Genomic DNA, 18031 nt, shown 5'->3' on the forward strand with positions numbered 1-18031 from the left:
CCTACTTTCTGTGCAGAACCCGCGCAGGTTGCAAAGTCACCAGCGCCCGGATGGAAGGTAAACAGCCCAGCAAAACCGTCAGCCCCACGATGACCGCCATCAAGGGGAAAACCACTGGGCGGATATTGATACTGACCCCAAATACCAGGTGTCCGACCAGTTGGGCCAGACCGATGCCGCCCACACATCCGAACGCGGCCCCGACCAGGCTCACGATGAAGGTTTCCGTCAAAATCATCAGCACCACAAACAGATTACGCGCCCCCAAAGCTTTCATCAGCCCGATTTCGGCGGAACGTTCCATCACCGAGGCAGTCACCAGGTTAGCAATACCCAGAGCGGAACCCGCCATGGCCAAAATCGCCACCAAAGTCATAATGAGCTGGGTTTTTTCCAGGATCGCACCCTCACTGTCGGCGATTTGGTGGACGGGGGTGGCTACGGCGTTAGTCATGACTTCCTCAATCTGATAGGCGATTGAGGACGTGTAAGCGGTGCAGTACCAGGTTTCCCAGTCCTCCAGAGATAGTGAGCTGGGATCGCGGGCAGCGCGGCGGGACAAGTCATTTTCCGGCGTGGTGATAGCACGCACCTCTACCCGGTCGACCTGGCCCGGACGACCCGAGAGGCTCTGAGCTACGCTCAAATCCGCAAACAGTTGCCGGTCTTCATTGGAACCGGAAGTAAAGATACCGCTGATAGTCAAAGTTGGACTGGGTGCGGAGCCAGCTAATCCGGGCGGGGGTTTCAAGGTCAGAGAGTCCCCCAGATGCCAGCCGTTTTGCTGAGCCAGTTTCGTTCCGACCATGACTTCATCGGCAGCCTTTGGCCAGTTGCCTTGGACTTCCCACCAGTCGCGCATATCCGCCATGCCGGTATCGACTTTTTCCCCAGTGGGGATGGCTAGCTTCTTGCGAAACCAGGTCCCGACTACGTCAATGTCTTGGCCTGAGGAAGCAGCCTTGGTTCCCAGGAACGGAGCGAAGTTTTCGATGTTGTAAGCCCAAAATATGGTTTTCAGTTTTGCCAGCTCGGATTCCTGCAACGCTCCGGACTGGGAATTCGCCGAGCTACCCGTATCCTCGAAATCATAGAGTTGGGAAACTACGGATTTTCCTTGCGGTAGCACTTGGATATTGGCACCGTAAGAGCCAAGTTCCTGCTTGATTTTATCCCCGACATCCAGCATGACCGCCAGCATGGAAGTTGTGAGACCTGCCCCTAATAAAATCGTTAGCGCAATCATGAGGCGTTTACCGACCTGCCGACGTAACGCCTTGAAAATCATCCTGAAAAAGAACATGGAAACTTATACCTTAGAGCCTTAGATTATTTTGGTTTTAAAGATTTTGGCGTGCCCACTCAGCTCGTCAGCAAAAAACCGTAATTCTTTCGGGCCCACTTCATACTTAATCGGAATAGGGTTACAGCCACCGGGAAAGCCAATAGTTTGAATATTCATCATGACCCCGCAGCGCCGGCAAATGACTTTCCCGCCGTCTTCGTAATAACCGGATTCGCCGCAGATTTCGCAGGCATCCAGACCGCAACCGTAGGCTACGGCGTTCTTTTGAATGACGATGAAACGAACTTGCGTCCCGTCCTTGGTCACATAGGCGAAACGATGCAGGTGTCCATCAGACACCAGCTCCCGACTGACGGAAACCACATTTCCTTTCACCGTGGAAGGCTCTATCGGGGATAACTCCGGAACAGTCTCCGCCACGCGCCTGCCAACGGTCAAGGCAGAAACGAAAACAACCGTGCCACCCAAGGCCAGCTCTAAAAAGTGTCGGCGAGTAATCCGATCCGCTTTCGCTATACGCGCTTCGGCACCAGAAACATTGACGGATTTGGAACCGAACCAAATGGCGATGATGCCAGGAATGGCGGTCAGCACCACCAGGGCCAGCAGTATGACGGTGTTGGCATTTTGAATCCACAACACGAGTTCAAAGATGGTCCGTGAGCGTGGCAGGAAACCACGTATGGCGAGTTGTTGATACAACAGAATGGAACGCGGACCGATAACTACCAAAAATACCGCGGTAGTGATTGCCAAACGCACCATGGCGGGAACCAGCCTGGTGGCGCGCACGTAGGCCCAGCCGGCGATGACCACCAGCAGCGACCCGAAGGCGAATCCAGAAAAGCGCGCCAGCGATTCTGTTTCTAACGGAGAGGACCCCATCAGCACAATTTCGTCGGTAGAAAATGCGTATTCAAAGCCGAAATTGATGATGATACTGACGGCAGTCAACAGCGAGGCCACCAGCAGCGCCCTATGTTTAGCGCTCTGTTTAATGTCATAGAGGTCGGCGGCACCAAACCACCAAGACATTCCCAGGAAGCCCAGCGAGCAAATCAGCATGACTGGAACCAGATAGAAGTTCATGGTCGGAACATCTATCAGATTCGTGTTCAGCCGAAGCCATGCCAGTGTCGCCGCCGCTAGGGCTGCCACCACCAACACCACGGTGGTAATCCGAGCCACGACTCGGCGTTCCATCGGGGTGTGCGGTCGCGTTGCCAGCAAGATTGCCAGCGGCACGAATAACGGCAGCCCGTAGCGGAGGGCGACAACAAATAACTTGAGCAATGAAACCTACTTAGAGAACCTGCCCGTCCCACTGCCAGTTCTTGAACTCAAACTTCAGCGGTTCTTTCCAGAAACGGCCCTTGACCCCGGAGGAATCCTTACCCGTGTGCAGCATGAACTTGTCTTCCGGAGAGGGGATGGTGATGGTCACATCGTACAGGCCGGGCTTGAGCTTGATGTTGTTACCGTAGTGAGGACCGTCAGAGGCAATCATCGGCATCATGGTGCCCAGGTCAGTTTCCTCACCGGTCTTTTGATCCTTAACTGTAACCTTCATATCGTCCAGGTAAGGCATGAAAGTATCCGCCGGGTACCCGAATTCTTCTGCCTTCTTGTTGGTAGAAGCATCAATCTCGAAGTGCATATCGGACTCGGAAGCCGGAGGCATCTTCATCGAGCCGTGCTCCATATCGACAGCCTGGAAATAAACAACGTTTACATTCAGCGGCCCGTTGGTTTGTTCGCCAGAATCCCCAACCGGAATTTCCTTGATACCTACAACATTGGGATCGCTGGGCTTTTCCGGCTGCTTCTGCTCGGTCGCCGATTTGGATTCCTGCGGCTTAGCCTGACCGCCCGACGAAGTTCCGCCACAGCCGCTGAGGCTCATGCCCAACGCCAGGACGGCTGCCAAAGCCAGTAGCTTCTTTTTCATTATTCTTCCTTTCCGCTGTTCGCTTCGACAGCGTCTTTTTTATCTTCCCTCGAAGAGTTTTCTTCGAAAGCTTTATCATTACTTTCCGAGATAGGGGTGTCGGAACGAATCTCGGAGCCGCCCGCCTCGGGCTGGTCAGCTTTTGCCTTGCGGAGTTGTAACAGAGCCAAGACTCCCAATACCGCGGCGGTAATAATTTGGGCACCGAGGGTTTCCGCAGTGGGATAGATTCCCAGGAACACCACGGTAGGAACGCCAGACACCATATGTGCCCCGACCAAAGCAGCCTCTTGCAGCTCTTTAATCGCCCCGCCCACGATGGCTATCGCCAGTAACGCCAGCAATATCGAAGTCCACTTAAAGAAAGGCTTGAGCGGCAGGCGTACCCCGAACTGCCAGACCAGCACGAATAGAATCGCGAGGATGACTACCGCCGTTACGCCACCCGCAACGATAAACCAATAATCGCTGTGTGTTTTCGCCCCGGAGACAATCGGGTAAAAGAACAGGATAGTTTCAGCACCCTCCCGAGCCACGGTGAGGAAGGACACAAATGCCAGAGCAAAAACGCCTCCCGAAGCGGTTTTTTCGCCCGCGGTGGCCTTAATATATTCCTCCCAGCGTTTGCCACCGGACTTGCTCAGTATCCAGTTAGACACATAAATCAGCATCAGGGCGGCTGCTAGGCCGGTAATCCCCTCCAGCAGTTCCTGACCCATTCCGCTCTGCACGCTGGCGCTGAGCTGCCCAAACAGAATAGCCAGACTGATGGAAATGACCACGGCGATAACCACGCCAGCTAAGATTCCCCGCAGCTGGTCGCGCCGCCCCGCTTTCAACGCGTAGGTGACCAACGCCGCCACGACCAGCAGCGCCTCCGCGCCTTCACGTAGCAGAATCAGAAAAGCGGAAAAGAAACCGGCAATCCCCAGCGGTCCCGTGTCCTGCGTTTTCGAGTCTAAAAATTTCGCATCCTCAGCCAGCTTCGCAATCAGGTCCTTGCCAAGTTTTTCCTGTTGAGCCTGGTCACGACCGTCTTTGTAGCCCTGTCGCAAGTCACTGAACATGCCCTCAATCTCAGTCACACGATTGAAACCTTTGTGCACAATGGTGTTGTTTTCAAACCCGTCAGCTTCGTAATGCCCCAGGTACGCTTCGGTAGCCAAGGTGAATGCCCGGTCGGCTTGTCCCTTGACGTAGGCGCTTTGGGCATCGGTGATAACTTGCGCAATCGTGTCGGCAACCCTGCTCCACTGATCCGCCACCTTAGGGGCTTTGACCAGCTTAGTTACCGTTTCTGTGAGCAGGTCTGCGACTTTGTCGCTGTCTTCTCGCAGTGCCTCCGGGCTCGCACCGTCACGGCTGAGATTGCGTAAGTTCAATAGTTCGGCGACAAACTTATCGTTTACGTCACGCCCCAAAGCATGTTTGACCTGGTCCTCCAGGCCGCTCGTCTGGTAGTTCTCATAGTAGGCTTGACGAATCAGAGTCTGGACCGCGCTCGGATCGCCAGCTTCGGGAACCGCGGCGAGCTTTTCCTGCATTACCGACACGACCTCAGACCATTCACCCAGATCGGAATCTTGGGCTGCGGCCGCGCTAGACCAGACCACCCCTCCGAAGGCTAGCGCCACCACCAAAGCGGAAAAACCTACGATAAACCGCAGTCCTCGTGCCCACAGAGAAGGCTGGTTTCTGGTTGCGTTCACGATTCTCTCAACTTCTTTCTAAATCAAATACATAACAAGGCTACAAATAAACAATTAACAAGGCAAGCCTTACCTTATAGCAAATCTAGCTATTAAAGGCTGATTCTGAACAAAATCCCCTCGCCCTACCACAGCTCCTCCAAGTGGCCGTCTAGCATATTGAACCTACGGTTGCAGTATTCATAAGCGGCCGCGTCGTGCGTGACCATCACGACCGCGCTACTGCCTTGTGCGAGCTCGTGAAATAGCCGTAGCACCGCCGCCGTGCTGTCGTCGTCCAAGTCGCCGGTCGGTTCATCCGCCAACAAAACTTCCGGTTGGGCCATGAGTGCTCGGGCGATGGCAACCCGACGCATCTCTCCCCCGGAAAGTTCTGCGGGCCAGGCGTGGGATAGATCCGCAATGTCGAGCTTTTCCAGCAAATCCAACGCGCGATTGACAGGCAAAGACCCCACCCCCACCGGCGACGATTTCCCCGACGACCGCCCTTTTGACCGCAAAGTAGCAGGCAACACCACGTTATCCAAGACGTTGAGAGAGCTGACCAGGGTTTGCTGCTGCGTAATCATTCCCAGACGAAACCGGCGCAGCTGGGACAGTTCCCGATCCGAGAGATCAGACAGATCCTCTCCTGCCACCAGAACCGTTCCTGAGCTGGGACGCAGCAAACCCATCATGAGGTTCAGCAGGGTCGTTTTTCCGTTACCCGATTTGCCTGAAACACCCACAAATTGGCCGGCGTCAACACTCAAGCTCACACTGTCTACCGCGTTGAACTCGCGTCCCCGCCGCGAAAACTTCTTGGTCACTTCGCACAGTTCCAACAACATCTATTGCCCCTCCCGCACGACCTGGTAAGTTTCTTTTCGCAGCAGGCGAATCGCCGAGATAGCACTGGACAGGACGGCGCTGAGGCACACCGTCACCAAGATGAGAACGCCCAGAGAACACTGGCTCCACAGATCGCTTTGCAGATAGGGCTGCTTCAAAGCCCTTTGAATGGCATCGCCAAAGGGTCGCAGCAGCGCCGCGCTGAGTCCCAGCCCCAGCACGCCACCCGTCAGGCTGACCAGCAGATTCTCTTTCAGCAACATTGCGGTCAGCATCCGCTTGGTGGCACCCATTATCCGCAACGAGCCCAACTCTTTGCTCCGAGACATGACGCTGACCCAGTTGACCGTCACCATCACCGCCAACGCTACTGCCCAAAAGACAGCCAGAAAGACCTGCAGGGCGCCCACAATGTGACCCACACCCTCCTTGAGCCGGGAACTAATCCCGTTCGCAGACACAAAGCCCAAGCCCTTCAGCTGGGGAGATTTAGAAATATGCTGCGCCACTTCCTCCGGGGCGTAACCGGGCTTGACTTTTACCATCACTGCGGAAACCCGGTGTCCAATCTCATCTGCGGACAAGACCGGATGCCCCACCTTTTCAGCTTGGCGCGCCAGGATTTTCGTGGTCGCCAGATTGGCAAACACAGACGAATCCAGGTTCGTGCCCGTCGGCGCCAGCCGCGCGCTTACCGGGAATTCATAGTTAAACAGGCGAATCTTGCCCTGGGCATTAATCTGAACTTTGGAGCCCGCGACCAGCTCACCGTCCTGCAGACCACGTGAATAAGTGGCTTGAATCCAGGGTTTGATAACAAAGTCGGTGTCCGGATCAATGCCGATAATCTGCAGCCGCACCTCGCAGCAACTCGCCATTAGGGAAGCAATATAGGTTTGCGTGGTGACCTGTTCCACCCCGGCAACATTGGCGACCGAATCCGAAACGTCATCTGGCAGCAAAAACCCGCTCGGTTTTCCCCCGCAGAGGTAAATATCCTTTGCGGATTGCTCAAACTGGGAAGGCACAATCATTATGTCCGCCCCCAAGCGTTCCTTGACCGATGACAAACCTTGGCTGAGGTTCAGCGAAACCATCCCTGCACCGAACGTTATCGCGCTGAGCAGGACTGCCACCAGGAACAGTCCTAAACTGCGGTAACGGTAATATTTGAGATTACGAAAAGGGAGTTTACCCCAGGTTATCTGGCTGCTTTGCATTGCAGTTTATGCCGCAGCTTTCTGAAGCTCCGGGCGGTTCCTTTGATCCAGGAATATCGCCGCACCGACTGCCAGGATCCCTATACAGCTCAGCGCCAACAGCGTGGGCATCGCGTAAACATTGCAAGACATTTCCTCGTTTTTGCACGTTCCAATAAGCACGGTGACAATCGAAATTTCCAGCACATAGATGAGCGCCGCACTCAGGTTCAAACCGGTGCGAATCTGGGAGTTCATAAACAATGCCAGCAGCCCAATGACCAGCAGGAGGATTCCAATCCCCAAGCTGGCTTGAGCGGACCAGTAGCACGCCATATGTTGATGAGCCTCACCCATCGCTTTGCCAGCCTGCCCCATGTGGTTCATATGGTCCATACCACCGGAGCCTTTCATCCCGGACATATGTTCCTTGCCGGAGCTGTGTTTGGCAGCGAACTCGCAAACCGGCGCAAAAGTCCGCGGCGCGATGGCAATGAGCAGGCCCAACACTACGGTAGGCAGCGAACCAATGATTCTATCCTTCATGCGATTTCCTCCTTAAGATTTAACGACAACGCCAATCATCACACAGCTCAAAATAATTAGCAAGGTTAGCCTTACCTAATTAGAAAGAAAATATCGGAGGGTGTCAGGACAGTGCCCGGAGGCTCAAACGTATCTACGATACCCCTGCCACCCCCTTAGACCGTTTGCTTACCCCCGGGATACTTTCAAGGACGCAAATACACGAACTACGCCAGTTGCGTGAGATCACTAATCCCGCTGAACTCACCCGCGATATCCTGCGCTATCAAAGCATCCTCACCGGTCTAGCCAAAACCCCGACCGAGCAACTACTAGCCAAGACAGAAGAAACACGCGAGAAACGAAAAACAAACTCACCATCGGCATCAAAACCCACGCTGCCGAAAAAGTTTCGCGCTCAAATTGGCATGAGACACCACGGGGTCGCAGGTTCAAATCCTGTCAGCCCGACCATTTATTTTTGCTGCTAGTGCCGTTTTATGGGCAGCTGGTTATGATAGAAACATGACTGAGATTTCTAATATCATTCACGGCCGTTGGAGCCCGCGCGAATATGACCCTGACTTTCCCATAAGCAGCGAGGATATGAGCCAGCTTCTAGAGGCAGCGCGTTGGGCGCCCTCGGCAATGAATGCTCAAGAATGGTGGTTCGTGCCCGGGATTCGCGGCGATAAAAACTACGAGATTCTGCGCCGGGCAGTAGCCGGTTTTTCGGATTGGGCGCTTGATGCGTCCGGGCTGATTCTTAACATTCATCAGGAATATCCGTCTCGCCACGGCCTAGATTTTGGCCCCTACGACTTGGGTAGCGCGGTGCAAAATATGTTGCTGCAAGCCGAAGTCATGGGACTACATATGCGCCCCTTTGCCACTTTTGATCGGGAGCTAGTATGCCGGGAGTTCCAGATCGCCGCTCCCTACGTGCCCTTCACCATGTGCACCGTAGGTAAAGAACCTGCTGGGCTCACTAAAGACCGGGAACGCAAACCGCTTGATCAGCTACTTTGGGAAAACCACCAGGCTTAGCCGAAGCCAACGGTTAGGTATAGCCCAAAATACTTTGAAAGAAAAACAGGTTCCCCCGCGATAGTTTCGCGGGGGAACCTGATCGCTTGGTACGCCACTATAGAAAACTAGGTTTCTAAGGGCGCTGCAGGCACCCTCTTAAGCGGCCGGGCGCAGTTGCAAGCCCAGATACTGGGCAGCGCGAGCTCGCAGAGATTCATCTGCCAGAGCCGCGATGGCTTCACGCACCTGACGGTTTTGGCTAACGTCCGCAAACCAAGGGCTGATCGCATCAGAGATTGCGTTAATCAGCAGATTGTTTGCTTGGCGGCCAGTGCCTGCTTCGACAATGTTATATTTTTCCATTTTTGATACTCCATTCACTTCTTCTTCTCACGGGGTTGGCGCATTGTCCGCACCGGTAACCCCGGGGTTCAAAAAGAACCCTGCCTGTTTAGGTCAACCTCAGCACACCACACCGGAAGTACACAGTCAACCAAATTTCCGAGAAAACCCGAAAACTTCAACAAGTGTTAAACCTTATTTTACCATCTGGGCTCTGTCAAGCGTTGTTAGCTATTTCACCGCGCGCCAGCAGTAAAGATAATGCCGCAACGCAAAAACCTGGGTACACCCTCGGAAAAAACATATTACAGGCTAACGGTAGTCGTTTTCCATTCCCACCGTATGAATCCGCATCGAGTTAGTGGATCCGGGAACCCCCGGAGGCATTCCTCCCAGAATAATTACTTGATCTCCGCGTTTGGCTAAACCTTGGGCTTGCAGCACCTGGTCAACTTGCCAAACCATGTCATCGGTGTGGGTCACATAAGGAACCCGGTAAGTGTGAATTCCCCAAGAAACCGCCAATTGGTTACGGGTAGATTCCAGGGGAGTAAATGCCAACATCGGGATGGGGGAACGCAGCCGCGACATGGTGCGCGCGCTGGTGCCTCCTTGAGTGAAGGCAATCATGAACTTCAGGTCTAACATTTCCGCTGCTCGCGCCGCCGCAATCGAAAGCACCCCGGCACGGTCATGGTCGTAAGTAGTTAGCGGGGCGATCCGATCTCCCCCGTTTTCCTCTACATTATTAATCACCGAAGCCATAAGGCGCACCGCATCAATCGGGTAGGCCCCCACCGAGGTCTCCCCCGACAACATCACCGCATCAGCACCGTCTAAGATTGCATTCGCACAGTCAGAAGCTTCCGCACGGGTAGGACGGGGATTATGAATCATAGAGTCAAAAACTTGCGTAGCCACGATTACCGGCTTCGCATAACGGCGCGCCAGCTCAATCGCCCGCTTTTGCACCAGCGGCACTGCCTCTAAGGGCATTTCTACCCCCAGGTCGCCGCGCGCCACCATAATCCCATCAAAAGCCTGCACAATCTCTACCAGACGCTCTACAGCCTGCGGTTTTTCAATCTTGGCGATAACCGGAATATGGACTTCCTCTTCTTCCATAATCCGCTTTACATCCGCAAAATCATCGGCACTGCGCACAAATGATAGCGCAATCAGGTCGGCTCCTTGCTGCAAAGCCCAACGTAAATCATCTTCATCTTTTTCGGACAGTGCCGGTACCGAAACTGCAACTCCCGGCAGGTTTAGTCCCTTGTGGTCAGAAACCACCCCCGGCACTTCCACCTCGGTGACTACATCGGTAGCGGTAACTTGCTTTACCCGCACTTGCACATTGCCGTCATCAATCAAGAGAGTGTCTCCCGGGGTGCAATCCCCCGGCAACCCTTTGAAAGTAGTACCCACGATTTCCTTATTCCCCGGCACATCCCGGGTAGTAATCGTAAAAGTGTCACCCTTTTTCAAGGTCTGCGGACCGGTGGCGAAAGTTTCTAAACGAATCTTGGGACCTTGCAAATCCACCAGTACCGCAATCGCTTTACCGGTTTGCAGCGCTACTCGCCGGATATTAGCGATAGTAGCTTCCGCTTCTTCTTGGCTGCCGTGCGAACGGTTAATCCGCGCCACATTCATTCCGGCCGTAGCCAGTTTTTCAATTTGCGATGGGGAGTTCGTTGCCGGCCCTAAAGTACATACAATTTTTGCTCTGCGCATGTTTCTATCCTAGCTAGTTCAGGAGTTCTTTCCACCTCATCGAGGGGATAACTTGCATTTACCAGTGTCAATGTCCCTACTGTGAGATTGACTTAGCGGCGCCATCCTCCTCCGGCTTTTCCTCTTTATCTGGAGCCACCTGCAGGCGAGGGAAGTTTTGCCTATAGCACCACACGGCAATCAGAATCCCTAAGGCAAACACCAACAGCGAGGTCCAAGCATTTATTCTTAGCCCCAAGAACTGATTTGCCTGGTCAATCCGGAGATTCTCTATCCAAAAACGCCCCAGGCTATAGGCGCAAAGGTAGAAACCCATCATCATCCCTCCCCGGGGATGAAAACGCCGCTCAATCCATAAAAGCACCGCAATCGCCGCCAGATTCCAGAGCATTTCGTAGAGGAAAGTTGGGTGAAATGTCGCGTATTCTTCAAAGCCAAGCGGGCGATGTTGTAAGTCAATCTGCAAAGCCCAAGGCAAGGTAGAAGGACCACCGAAAAGTTCTTGGTTAAAGTAGTTTCCAATCCGACCAAAAATTTGTCCCACCAAAATGGCAGGCGCTATCGCATCCGCTACCGGCGCGATTTTTAGTTTCCGGTGACGAAGCACCAGGCAAGCGGTGATGGTAGCCGCAAATACCCCTCCCCAGATAGCCAGACCGCCATGCCAGATTAAAGGAATCTCTTTAGGGTCACCGGTGGGACCAAAATAATCTTGCCATTTGCTTAAAACGTGGTAGATGCGGGCTCCGATAATCCCAAAGGGAATCACCCAAAGCGCCAAATCCACTATTACATCCGGGTTGCCGCCTCGCTGCTTATAGCGCCGGGAAGCCCACAGGCATGCCAAGAAAATACCAAGGAGAATCGCAAAAGCATAAGCCCGTAGGGGAATCGGACCTAAATACCAGACACCCTGGGAGGGAGAGGGAATAAAAAACGGGTTCATCCCATCACTTTCTAGTCGTGTTTCTTTTCTCGAGTTACCCGCGACTTGCGGGAAGTAGCTAGCGCCGGATGCGCCCCGGCCGCCACCATTTCAGCCACCAAGGATTGCGGATTATTTGACATTACCAAAGCCGAACCGATTAGGACTGCATCCGCGCCTTGCTGGGCATAGTTAAAAACATCGTGCGGGCCGGCTACCCCAGATTCGGCCACGGCCACTACTTGCTCGGGAATCACATCCACTATTTGCGCGAAAGTATCCATATTAAAATCAAGAGTGCGCAGGTCTTGGGCATTTACTCCGATAACCTGGGCTCCGGCTTCCAGAGCCCGGAAGGCCTCTAGGCGGGAATGAACCTCGACTATCGCCGTCATCCCCAGGGAATGTGCCCTCTCTACTAGGGAAGTTACTACTGTAGGCTCCGCGGAAGTTTGCAGAATCAAGATTAGGTCAGCACCTAACGCTCGGGCTTCATGTACCTGGTAGGGGGTAATCACGAAGTCCTTATAAAGAACCGGGACTGCTACCGCCGCCCGCACCTGCCGTAAATCCTCAATAGAACCACAAAAGAAATTCTTTTCGGTAGACACCGAGATCACTGAGGCTCCCCCTGCCTCGTAGGCACGCGCTAGTGCCGCCACATCTGGTACTTCCCGCAAGAATCCTCCGCCGGGAGTAGCCCGTTTTATTTCCGCAATTACCGAAACTGCGCCCTCAGTGCGTAGCGCCTGAACCCCATCTTGAGGGTGAGGACGCTGGGATGCTAACTTTTTTATCTCGGCGAGGCTAATCTCAGATTCGCGCCGAGCCACCTCTTGGCGCACGCCGGCAAGCAAACGTTCCAAAGCGTTCATCTGAGTATCACCTCCGAGACTATGTTATGTATTTGTCACCTTGAGTAAAAACTCTAGCTACTATTTGAACGTTCCCCCACTAGGGCAGGCAGCCCCCCGCCGGCTTCAAAGCAGCTGCGGCGCCCGGTGTGACAAGCCGCGCCCACCTGGTCAACTTGGATTAGGAGGGCGTCCCCATCGCAATCAATCTGCACCTGCTTTACATATTGCGCGTGTCCCGAGGTGTCGCCCTTGCGCCAGTACTGGGAGCGTGAACGCGACCAGAAAGTGACCCGACCAGTACTTAAGGTGCGCCGCAGCGCCTCGTCATTCATATAACCAACCATTAAGACTTGCCCGCTTTGCCAGTCCTGGATTACCGCACAAACCAGCCCTGCCGCATCGCGTTTCAAACGGCTAGCTACCTGCGGATCTAAAGTTTGTTCATTCACCGAACTTCAAACCCCGCTTCTTTTAGCCCCGCTTTTACCTGCGAAATTGCAATCTCCCCGAAGTGGAAGACGCTGGCTGCTAGCACTGCATCTGCCCCGGCTCGCACTGCCTGCACAAAATGTTCAACTTTGCCGGCTCCCCCAGAGGCAATCAAAGGCACCGCCACCTGCGAGCGCACCTGCGCTAACATTTCCAGGTCAAAACCAGTTTTCACTCCGTCGGCATCCATAGAGTTTAAAAGGATTTCCCCTGCTCCCCGGGTAGTTACTTCCCGGCACCACTCCAAGGCGTCAATACCGGTAGAGCGGGTTCCTCCGTGGGTAGTGACTTCAAATCCACTGGGAGTTTCCACTCCGGCAGGGCAGCGGCGGGCATCTACGGAGATTACTAACACTTGATTGCCGAAACGCTTAGCTATCCGGTCGATTAGATCCGGGTCAGCAATCGCGGCAGTATTAACCCCTACCTTGTCGGCACCTGCCCCCAATAGCTGTTCAACGTCGGTCACTGAACGCACCCCACCACCTACGGTGAGCGGCACAAATACTCGCTCGGCACAGCGCTGCACGGTTTGTACCATAGTGGCACGCCCCTCTTTAGAAGCCGAAACATCCAGGAAGGTAATTTCGTCGGCGCTTTCCTCGCTATAGCGTTCTGCCAGCTCCACCGGGTCGCCAGCATCTCGCAGGTTCTGGAAGTTCACGCCCTTAACCACGCGTCCCTGATCAACATCTAGGCAAGGAATCACCCTTATCGCTACCGCCATTTAGCCCTCCTTAGAGTGTTCTGGTCTCAGTCTAGGAAACTACTTTCGGCGGCGGCAAAAACTGCCGTCTACTGGACTTAAGACAGAACCAGCACAGATAGCGAGGCGCACCACGGCTTAGTTGGCAGGTGCCAATACATCCATAATTACCGCCAACGCGCTATCTCCGGTGGCTTGATCAGCAGGAATGATTGCCAAGATTCGGGAGTTGGCACGCAAATCTGTTAGCTGTTGCGACAGAGATTGGAAAGTACTTCCCCCTAAAATCTCTTGCGGACCAGCCTTACCCCAGGTGTAGGCACGAGTCTTGCCCGAATCCAACTCCCACACCCCGTATTGAGCCAGGATTTTCTGCTTCGGATCTAGTTGCTGCCCTTTCCCTGGCACCAAAACCGAGGTAAATGCTTCTTTAGGGTGCGTCTCGGATGCTGATTCAAACTGGGGCAACCCTGCAGGGAAATTAAAAGTTACTCCCGCCTCTGGCGGAATCTGCAGCTTGGAAGCATAGACCGCGGTGGGCAAAATGTCGATAATATCTATTTCCATCGCGGTGGTGCCATCATTGGCAGTTGCCGGACGGTGGGCAATCACCCGGGAGCCTTCACGCTGCCCTACCACCTCCGAAAGTAAACCTGCAGGTAGAGTCGAGGCATTTGCTTTGCCAGCAAATAAGTTAGCTTTACCTCCTTGCGAGACTAGCTGGCCGGTCGCACCCTCGTAAACGCTAACCATTACCCGCACATCGGTATTTTCCTTTACCAGCGGACCTTTTCCCTTTATGGCTAGGCGCGAGTTTGGCAGGGTGAAGGGCATGCGCCCTTGGAACTGAACTACCGGTTGTTCTCCCAACTTTCCACTAACTTTTACCCGGGTGGAAACCCCGCTCATTTCTTGTGTACGACTGGCCTGCCAAAGATAAAAACCTAAAACTACGCAAGCAGCTACTGCCACTATCGCGAGCAAAGCCAACCACCACTTCAGAATACGGGCAGGTACCGGTGTCTTCTTGGCGGATACTTTGGTTTTTCGGGAGGGGTAACGCCGCGCTCGCAGTGCTATCGGGGATAGATGAGGACGTTTGGGCGGGGCAAGGGGGGTAGGTTGCGGGATTCTAGCCCCGAAAATAGTTGCGCCCGACTCTCCCCTTTGCAAGTGATCTTCCGGCATAGCTGCCGTTCCCGCCAAGGGCTTTTGATTCTTCATGCTCGCTCCTGTAGTTCGAGCAACAGTTTATCGAGGATTTCGCCCTCACTTGCAAAAGGATCCCCGAGCATCACCGTTGGCATTTTAGATTCATCAATGCGTACGTGTAACCAGTCTACTGAAACATCTCGGCGTAGCCGCTCCGCTTCCCGTAAAACCTTGCCCCGGATATTTGCCCTGGTAGTGCAGGGAGGATAAGTTTTCGCGGTTGCTATTTCTTCACGGGTTAGCAATTGTCGCATCAGTCCCGCCCGCTTCAGCGCCGGGGCTAGACCAGCCGCAGTAATATCGTGATAAGCCAAATCAAGACGCGAAATCACCGCCGAGTTCATAGGAACCTGGTGCCGCTTTGCAGTTTGCTCCAGAAGATTCTTCTTAATCACCCAATCTATCTCGGTGTTTACCGCCCCAAAGTCTTCTTCCTGGAAACATTGCAGGGTCCGCTCCCACAGTTCTAAGGGGTCAAAATCGCCTACTTTTATCCGTTCCCGGGTAGCTTCCAACTCCCCGGCATCACTTAGAGTGTTCATAACCCGCTGGTAGATACGGTTTTGAATCTCTACCGCGTCTAGATAACCTCCCGCCTTGAGCTTTAAGGGAGCCCGCCCCGATAAATCCGCGTTAATTTCTCGAATCGCGCTCATCGGGTCAGCAATTGCCAGGTCATCCAAGTTAAGTGAACAGTCAATCGCATCCAGTAAAGCAATCGTCATCCCCACTTTTAGGGCGGTAGTGGCTTCGCAGATATTAGAGTCCCCTACGATTACGTGCATCCGGCGATATTCGCTAGAGTCCGCGAGCGGTTCATCACGAGTGTTGATAATGGGACGCGCCCGGGTAGTGGCCGCCGAAATCGGATCATACATTTTATCGGCGCGCTGGGAAAAATGGTATCCCCCCTCTTCATCGATTAGCCCGGCTCCCACCAGGATTTGGCGGGTAATAAAGAAGGCGATTAGCGCATCTGCCATTCCCATAAAATCGGCGGAGCGATGCAGCAGATAGTTTTCGTGGCACCCGCAAGAGTTCCCCTGAGAGTCACGATTATTCTTAAAAAGGTGAATCTGACCGTTAATACCATCAGCTGCTAGTTGCTGATTAGTGGTGGTTACCAGGTCGGAAAAAATTTCTTGTCCCGCTATGTCTTGCGCCAGCAAATCCGTTAAGCAGTCACATTCGGCAGTCGCATATTCCGGATGTGACCCCACATCCAGGTAAAGGCGTCCTCCGTTACCTAAAAATACATTGGAGGAACGATGACGGTTAACTACCGGGTTAAAGAGGCGGCGAGCAGCCTGTTCCGCATCGATGGGGGGACGCCCCTGAGGGGCAGCACAAATAATGCCATACTCGGTTTCTATCCCGAAGATCCTCCGCAAGGGTTATTCCCCACCCTTTTGTACGAAGCCTTCCACAAAGGCTTGGGCATCGGTTTCCAGCACGGTATCGATTTGCTCTAAGAGGGCGTCTATCGCGGGAGCGTTGATTTGTGCCTGCGCAGCTTCTACCGCCTCGTCAAGACCATCATTCTTCCCGCCGGGGGCATTTATTTGTTCCTGTACCACTTTTATTTCCTCCTAATAGGGTAAAGCCTAGAATTTTTTTGCCGGTTTTTCCTTATCTCCGCTTTTGGCAAGGGCGCGGGCAAAAGCGGCGGCGTCCCCTTTCTCCAGGGCGCGCATTTCTGCTTCACTGGCGCAACGCGCCGGATCCCCCAGGTTGAAGCGTAAAAGTTTTTCGCCCCCTAAGTCTAGGAGCAGCGATTCCCACGATCCTTTCTTGACCTGGGGAAGTTTAGCTACCGCCATGCCTCGCACCCAGGCTCGCCCTCCGCGCGGAGGCTGCGAGACTGCTTGCGATACTTCTGCCTCGGTAAACAGTTGCTCGACCATTCCGGCTGCGCACAGACTTTCAAAAATCCCCGGCTCTAATGCAGCCCACTGCAAATCCAGGGCTTGCAGTTTCGGATGATCCCATTGGCATCCGAGGCGCTGACGCATTCGCTCTAATAGTTGGAATTTTCCTACCCACTCTACTTTGCGAGCCGCCTGCGCGCGGTCAGTCGCTAAGGAATCGAGGATTTGCTGCCAGTCGGCAAGCAAAGTGGCACTGGCTTCCTCTGCTCCCCCACGTTTTTCTAACGCCCCCTCGATAGCGAGCAGGATTTCCTTTTGAATCTCCAGGGCAGTAAGCGCTCCCGAGGCAGTTTCCAGGCGATGGGTCAGGGATAGGTCATGGGAAACTGCCCAGGTTTCCTCTACCGGATCAGAAGTGATTCGCAGGTCTTCCAGGGCTTTCAGCTCCGAGGGATTCGCATTTTCCAGGAACCACAAGTAAGCAGCGGTACTACCTAACCGCAGGTAGGTGGAGTATTGGAAACGGTTGGCGTCTCCCCCGATAATATGCAGCCGCCGCCACTTGCGGGCATTGGCGTGCGGTTCATCGCGGGTATTAACTATAGGTCGGTTAAAGGTAGTTTCTAGCCCAATATCATTTTCTACATAGTCGGCGCGTTGAGAAATCTGGAAACCAGCCTTTTGGGAGCGCTGCCCGATACCTACCCGCCCGGCTCCGCAGATAAGCGGACGAGTAACCAGGAAGGGAATCAGGTTTTGGGCTAAGTCAAAAAAGTCTAGGTCGCGGCGCAAAAGATAGTTTTCGTGGCTGCCGTAGGCGGCGCCTTTACCGTCTACATTGTTCTTAAAAAGCCGAATGTCATTACCGTTTTGGGCAGCTAGTTGCATTGCGCGGCGAGCAATCAAGTCTCCGGCCGCGTCATAGAGCGCCCCCTGCTTGGGATCCAAAGTTTCCGGGGAAGAGTATTCCGGGTGGGCATGATCCACATAAAGGCGTGCGCCGTTAGTCAGTACGCAGGCGCTCGGCTTGGGCAGCGCAGCTTCTTGGGCGCTGGGGCGGGCAACCGCGCGCACTCCGGGACCTGCAGGTGCCAGTTGCTCGGGATTATTGGTTAGCTGCGAGGGGTCAGCCTCGCGGGGGCTGAGGGAAAATCCTCGCATATCCTGCAGGGGATTTTCGCCCTCATAATCCCAAGTAACTGCCTCCCAGGGGCGCGATTGATCCCGGTAGGCAGCCACTACCTGAGTAGAGAGGGCAACCGGATTGGCATAGATATTTCCCGGCTGGATAATCCCGAACTCAGTTTCGGTTCCTAAGGGACGATTAATAGCGTTTTCGGTCATGGTT

19 protein-coding genes are annotated in these 18031 nt (G+C 54.0%); 2 read left to right on the forward strand and 17 right to left on the reverse strand.

The window, feature by feature from the left end; translation table 11 throughout:
* Nucleotide 1 precedes the first annotated feature (1 nt).
* The 7 genes from BQ5456_RS01615 to BQ5456_RS01645 all read right to left on the reverse strand — a co-directional run bounded on the left by BQ5456_RS01615 (nt 2) and on the right by BQ5456_RS01645 (nt 7539).
* Nucleotides 2-1303 carry an ABC transporter permease gene (locus BQ5456_RS01615; RefSeq protein ID WP_071128460.1) on the reverse strand — a complete coding sequence of 434 codons (1302 nt, stop codon included), beginning with the start codon at nt 1301-1303 and terminating at the stop codon, nt 2-4.
* 21 nt (nt 1304-1324) lie between these two features.
* Entirely contained in the window at nt 1325-2599 is a 1275-nt protein-coding gene (locus tag BQ5456_RS01620) for a DUF2318 domain-containing protein (protein ID WP_235858512.1), read from the reverse strand.
* 10 nt (nt 2600-2609) lie between these two features.
* The gene (locus BQ5456_RS01625; protein ID WP_022863911.1) at nt 2610-3254 is read right to left on the reverse strand and encodes an iron transporter; all 645 of its coding nucleotides are present in this window, start codon (nt 3252-3254) and stop codon (nt 2610-2612) included.
* The gene (locus BQ5456_RS01630) at nt 3254-4963 is read right to left on the reverse strand and encodes an FTR1 family iron permease (RefSeq protein ID WP_235858513.1); all 1710 of its coding nucleotides are present in this window, start codon (nt 4961-4963) and stop codon (nt 3254-3256) included. The genes BQ5456_RS01625 and BQ5456_RS01630 overlap by 1 nt, the downstream gene beginning before the upstream one ends.
* A 125-nt stretch (nt 4964-5088) precedes the next feature.
* Entirely contained in the window at nt 5089-5793 is a 705-nt protein-coding gene (locus tag BQ5456_RS01635) for an ABC transporter ATP-binding protein (RefSeq protein WP_022863913.1), read from the reverse strand.
* The gene (locus tag BQ5456_RS01640) at nt 5794-7014 is read right to left on the reverse strand and encodes an ABC transporter permease (RefSeq protein WP_071128462.1); all 1221 of its coding nucleotides are present in this window, start codon (nt 7012-7014) and stop codon (nt 5794-5796) included. It lies immediately after the preceding gene.
* A 6-nt stretch (nt 7015-7020) separates the two neighbouring features.
* Nucleotides 7021-7539 (reverse strand): DUF4418 family protein, encoded by a 519-nt coding sequence (locus BQ5456_RS01645; protein ID WP_071128463.1) that lies wholly within the window; start codon nt 7537-7539, stop codon nt 7021-7023.
* A 215-nt stretch (nt 7540-7754) separates the two neighbouring features.
* Here BQ5456_RS01645 and BQ5456_RS10225 point away from each other — a divergent pair, with 215 nt between their 5' ends.
* Nucleotides 7755-8009, forward strand: coding sequence for a hypothetical protein (locus BQ5456_RS10225; protein WP_143036999.1), 255 nt, complete (start codon nt 7755-7757; stop codon nt 8007-8009).
* 34 nt (nt 8010-8043) lie between these two features.
* A complete protein-coding gene (locus BQ5456_RS01650) occupies nt 8044-8565 on the forward strand; it encodes a nitroreductase family protein (RefSeq protein ID WP_071128464.1) in 522 nt (173 codons plus the stop codon).
* Between the two features lie 138 nt (nt 8566-8703).
* On the opposite strand, the gene BQ5456_RS01655 is transcribed toward BQ5456_RS01650, so the two are convergent.
* The 10 genes from BQ5456_RS01655 to dop form a co-directional block, all read right to left on the reverse strand.
* The gene (locus tag BQ5456_RS01655; RefSeq protein ID WP_083378291.1) at nt 8704-8928 is read right to left on the reverse strand and encodes a hypothetical protein; all 225 of its coding nucleotides are present in this window, start codon (nt 8926-8928) and stop codon (nt 8704-8706) included.
* 273 nt (nt 8929-9201) lie between these two features.
* Nucleotides 9202-10626 carry a pyruvate kinase gene (pyk, locus tag BQ5456_RS01660; RefSeq protein ID WP_071128465.1) on the reverse strand — a complete coding sequence of 475 codons (1425 nt, stop codon included), beginning with the start codon at nt 10624-10626 and terminating at the stop codon, nt 9202-9204.
* Nucleotides 10627-10702: 76 nt separating this feature from the next.
* A complete protein-coding gene (lgt, locus tag BQ5456_RS01665) occupies nt 10703-11572 on the reverse strand; it encodes a prolipoprotein diacylglyceryl transferase (protein WP_071128466.1) in 870 nt (289 codons plus the stop codon).
* An 11-nt stretch (nt 11573-11583) separates the two neighbouring features.
* A complete protein-coding gene (trpC, locus tag BQ5456_RS01670; protein ID WP_071128467.1) occupies nt 11584-12426 on the reverse strand; it encodes an indole-3-glycerol phosphate synthase TrpC in 843 nt (280 codons plus the stop codon).
* A 53-nt stretch (nt 12427-12479) separates the two neighbouring features.
* Nucleotides 12480-12857: a phosphoribosyl-AMP cyclohydrolase gene (gene hisI, locus BQ5456_RS01675; RefSeq protein ID WP_071128468.1), complete on the reverse strand. Its 378-nt coding sequence runs from the start codon at nt 12855-12857 to the stop codon at nt 12480-12482.
* Complete coding sequence (hisF, locus tag BQ5456_RS01680) at nt 12854-13624, reverse strand: imidazole glycerol phosphate synthase subunit HisF (RefSeq protein WP_071128469.1); 771 nt, start codon at nt 13622-13624, stop codon at nt 12854-12856. Before hisF ends, hisI begins: the two co-directional genes overlap by 4 nt.
* 117 nt (nt 13625-13741) lie before the next feature.
* A complete protein-coding gene (locus tag BQ5456_RS01685; protein WP_071128470.1) occupies nt 13742-14827 on the reverse strand; it encodes a hypothetical protein in 1086 nt (361 codons plus the stop codon).
* Nucleotides 14824-16206, reverse strand: a complete 1383-nt coding sequence (pafA, locus tag BQ5456_RS01690; protein ID WP_083378292.1) for a Pup--protein ligase — start codon at nt 16204-16206, stop codon at nt 14824-14826. Before pafA ends, BQ5456_RS01685 begins: the two co-directional genes overlap by 4 nt.
* A gap of 3 nt (nt 16207-16209) precedes the next feature.
* Nucleotides 16210-16377, reverse strand: coding sequence for a ubiquitin-like protein Pup (locus BQ5456_RS01695; protein ID WP_375711842.1), 168 nt, complete (start codon nt 16375-16377; stop codon nt 16210-16212).
* Between the two features lie 42 nt (nt 16378-16419).
* Nucleotides 16420-18027, reverse strand: coding sequence for a depupylase/deamidase Dop (gene dop / locus BQ5456_RS01700; RefSeq protein ID WP_071128472.1), 1608 nt, complete (start codon nt 18025-18027; stop codon nt 16420-16422).
* Nucleotides 18028-18031: the final 4 nt, after the last annotated feature.

This window comes from Varibaculum massiliense (genome assembly GCF_900106855.1).
GTDB lineage: Bacteria > Actinomycetota > Actinomycetes > Actinomycetales > Actinomycetaceae > Varibaculum > Varibaculum massiliense.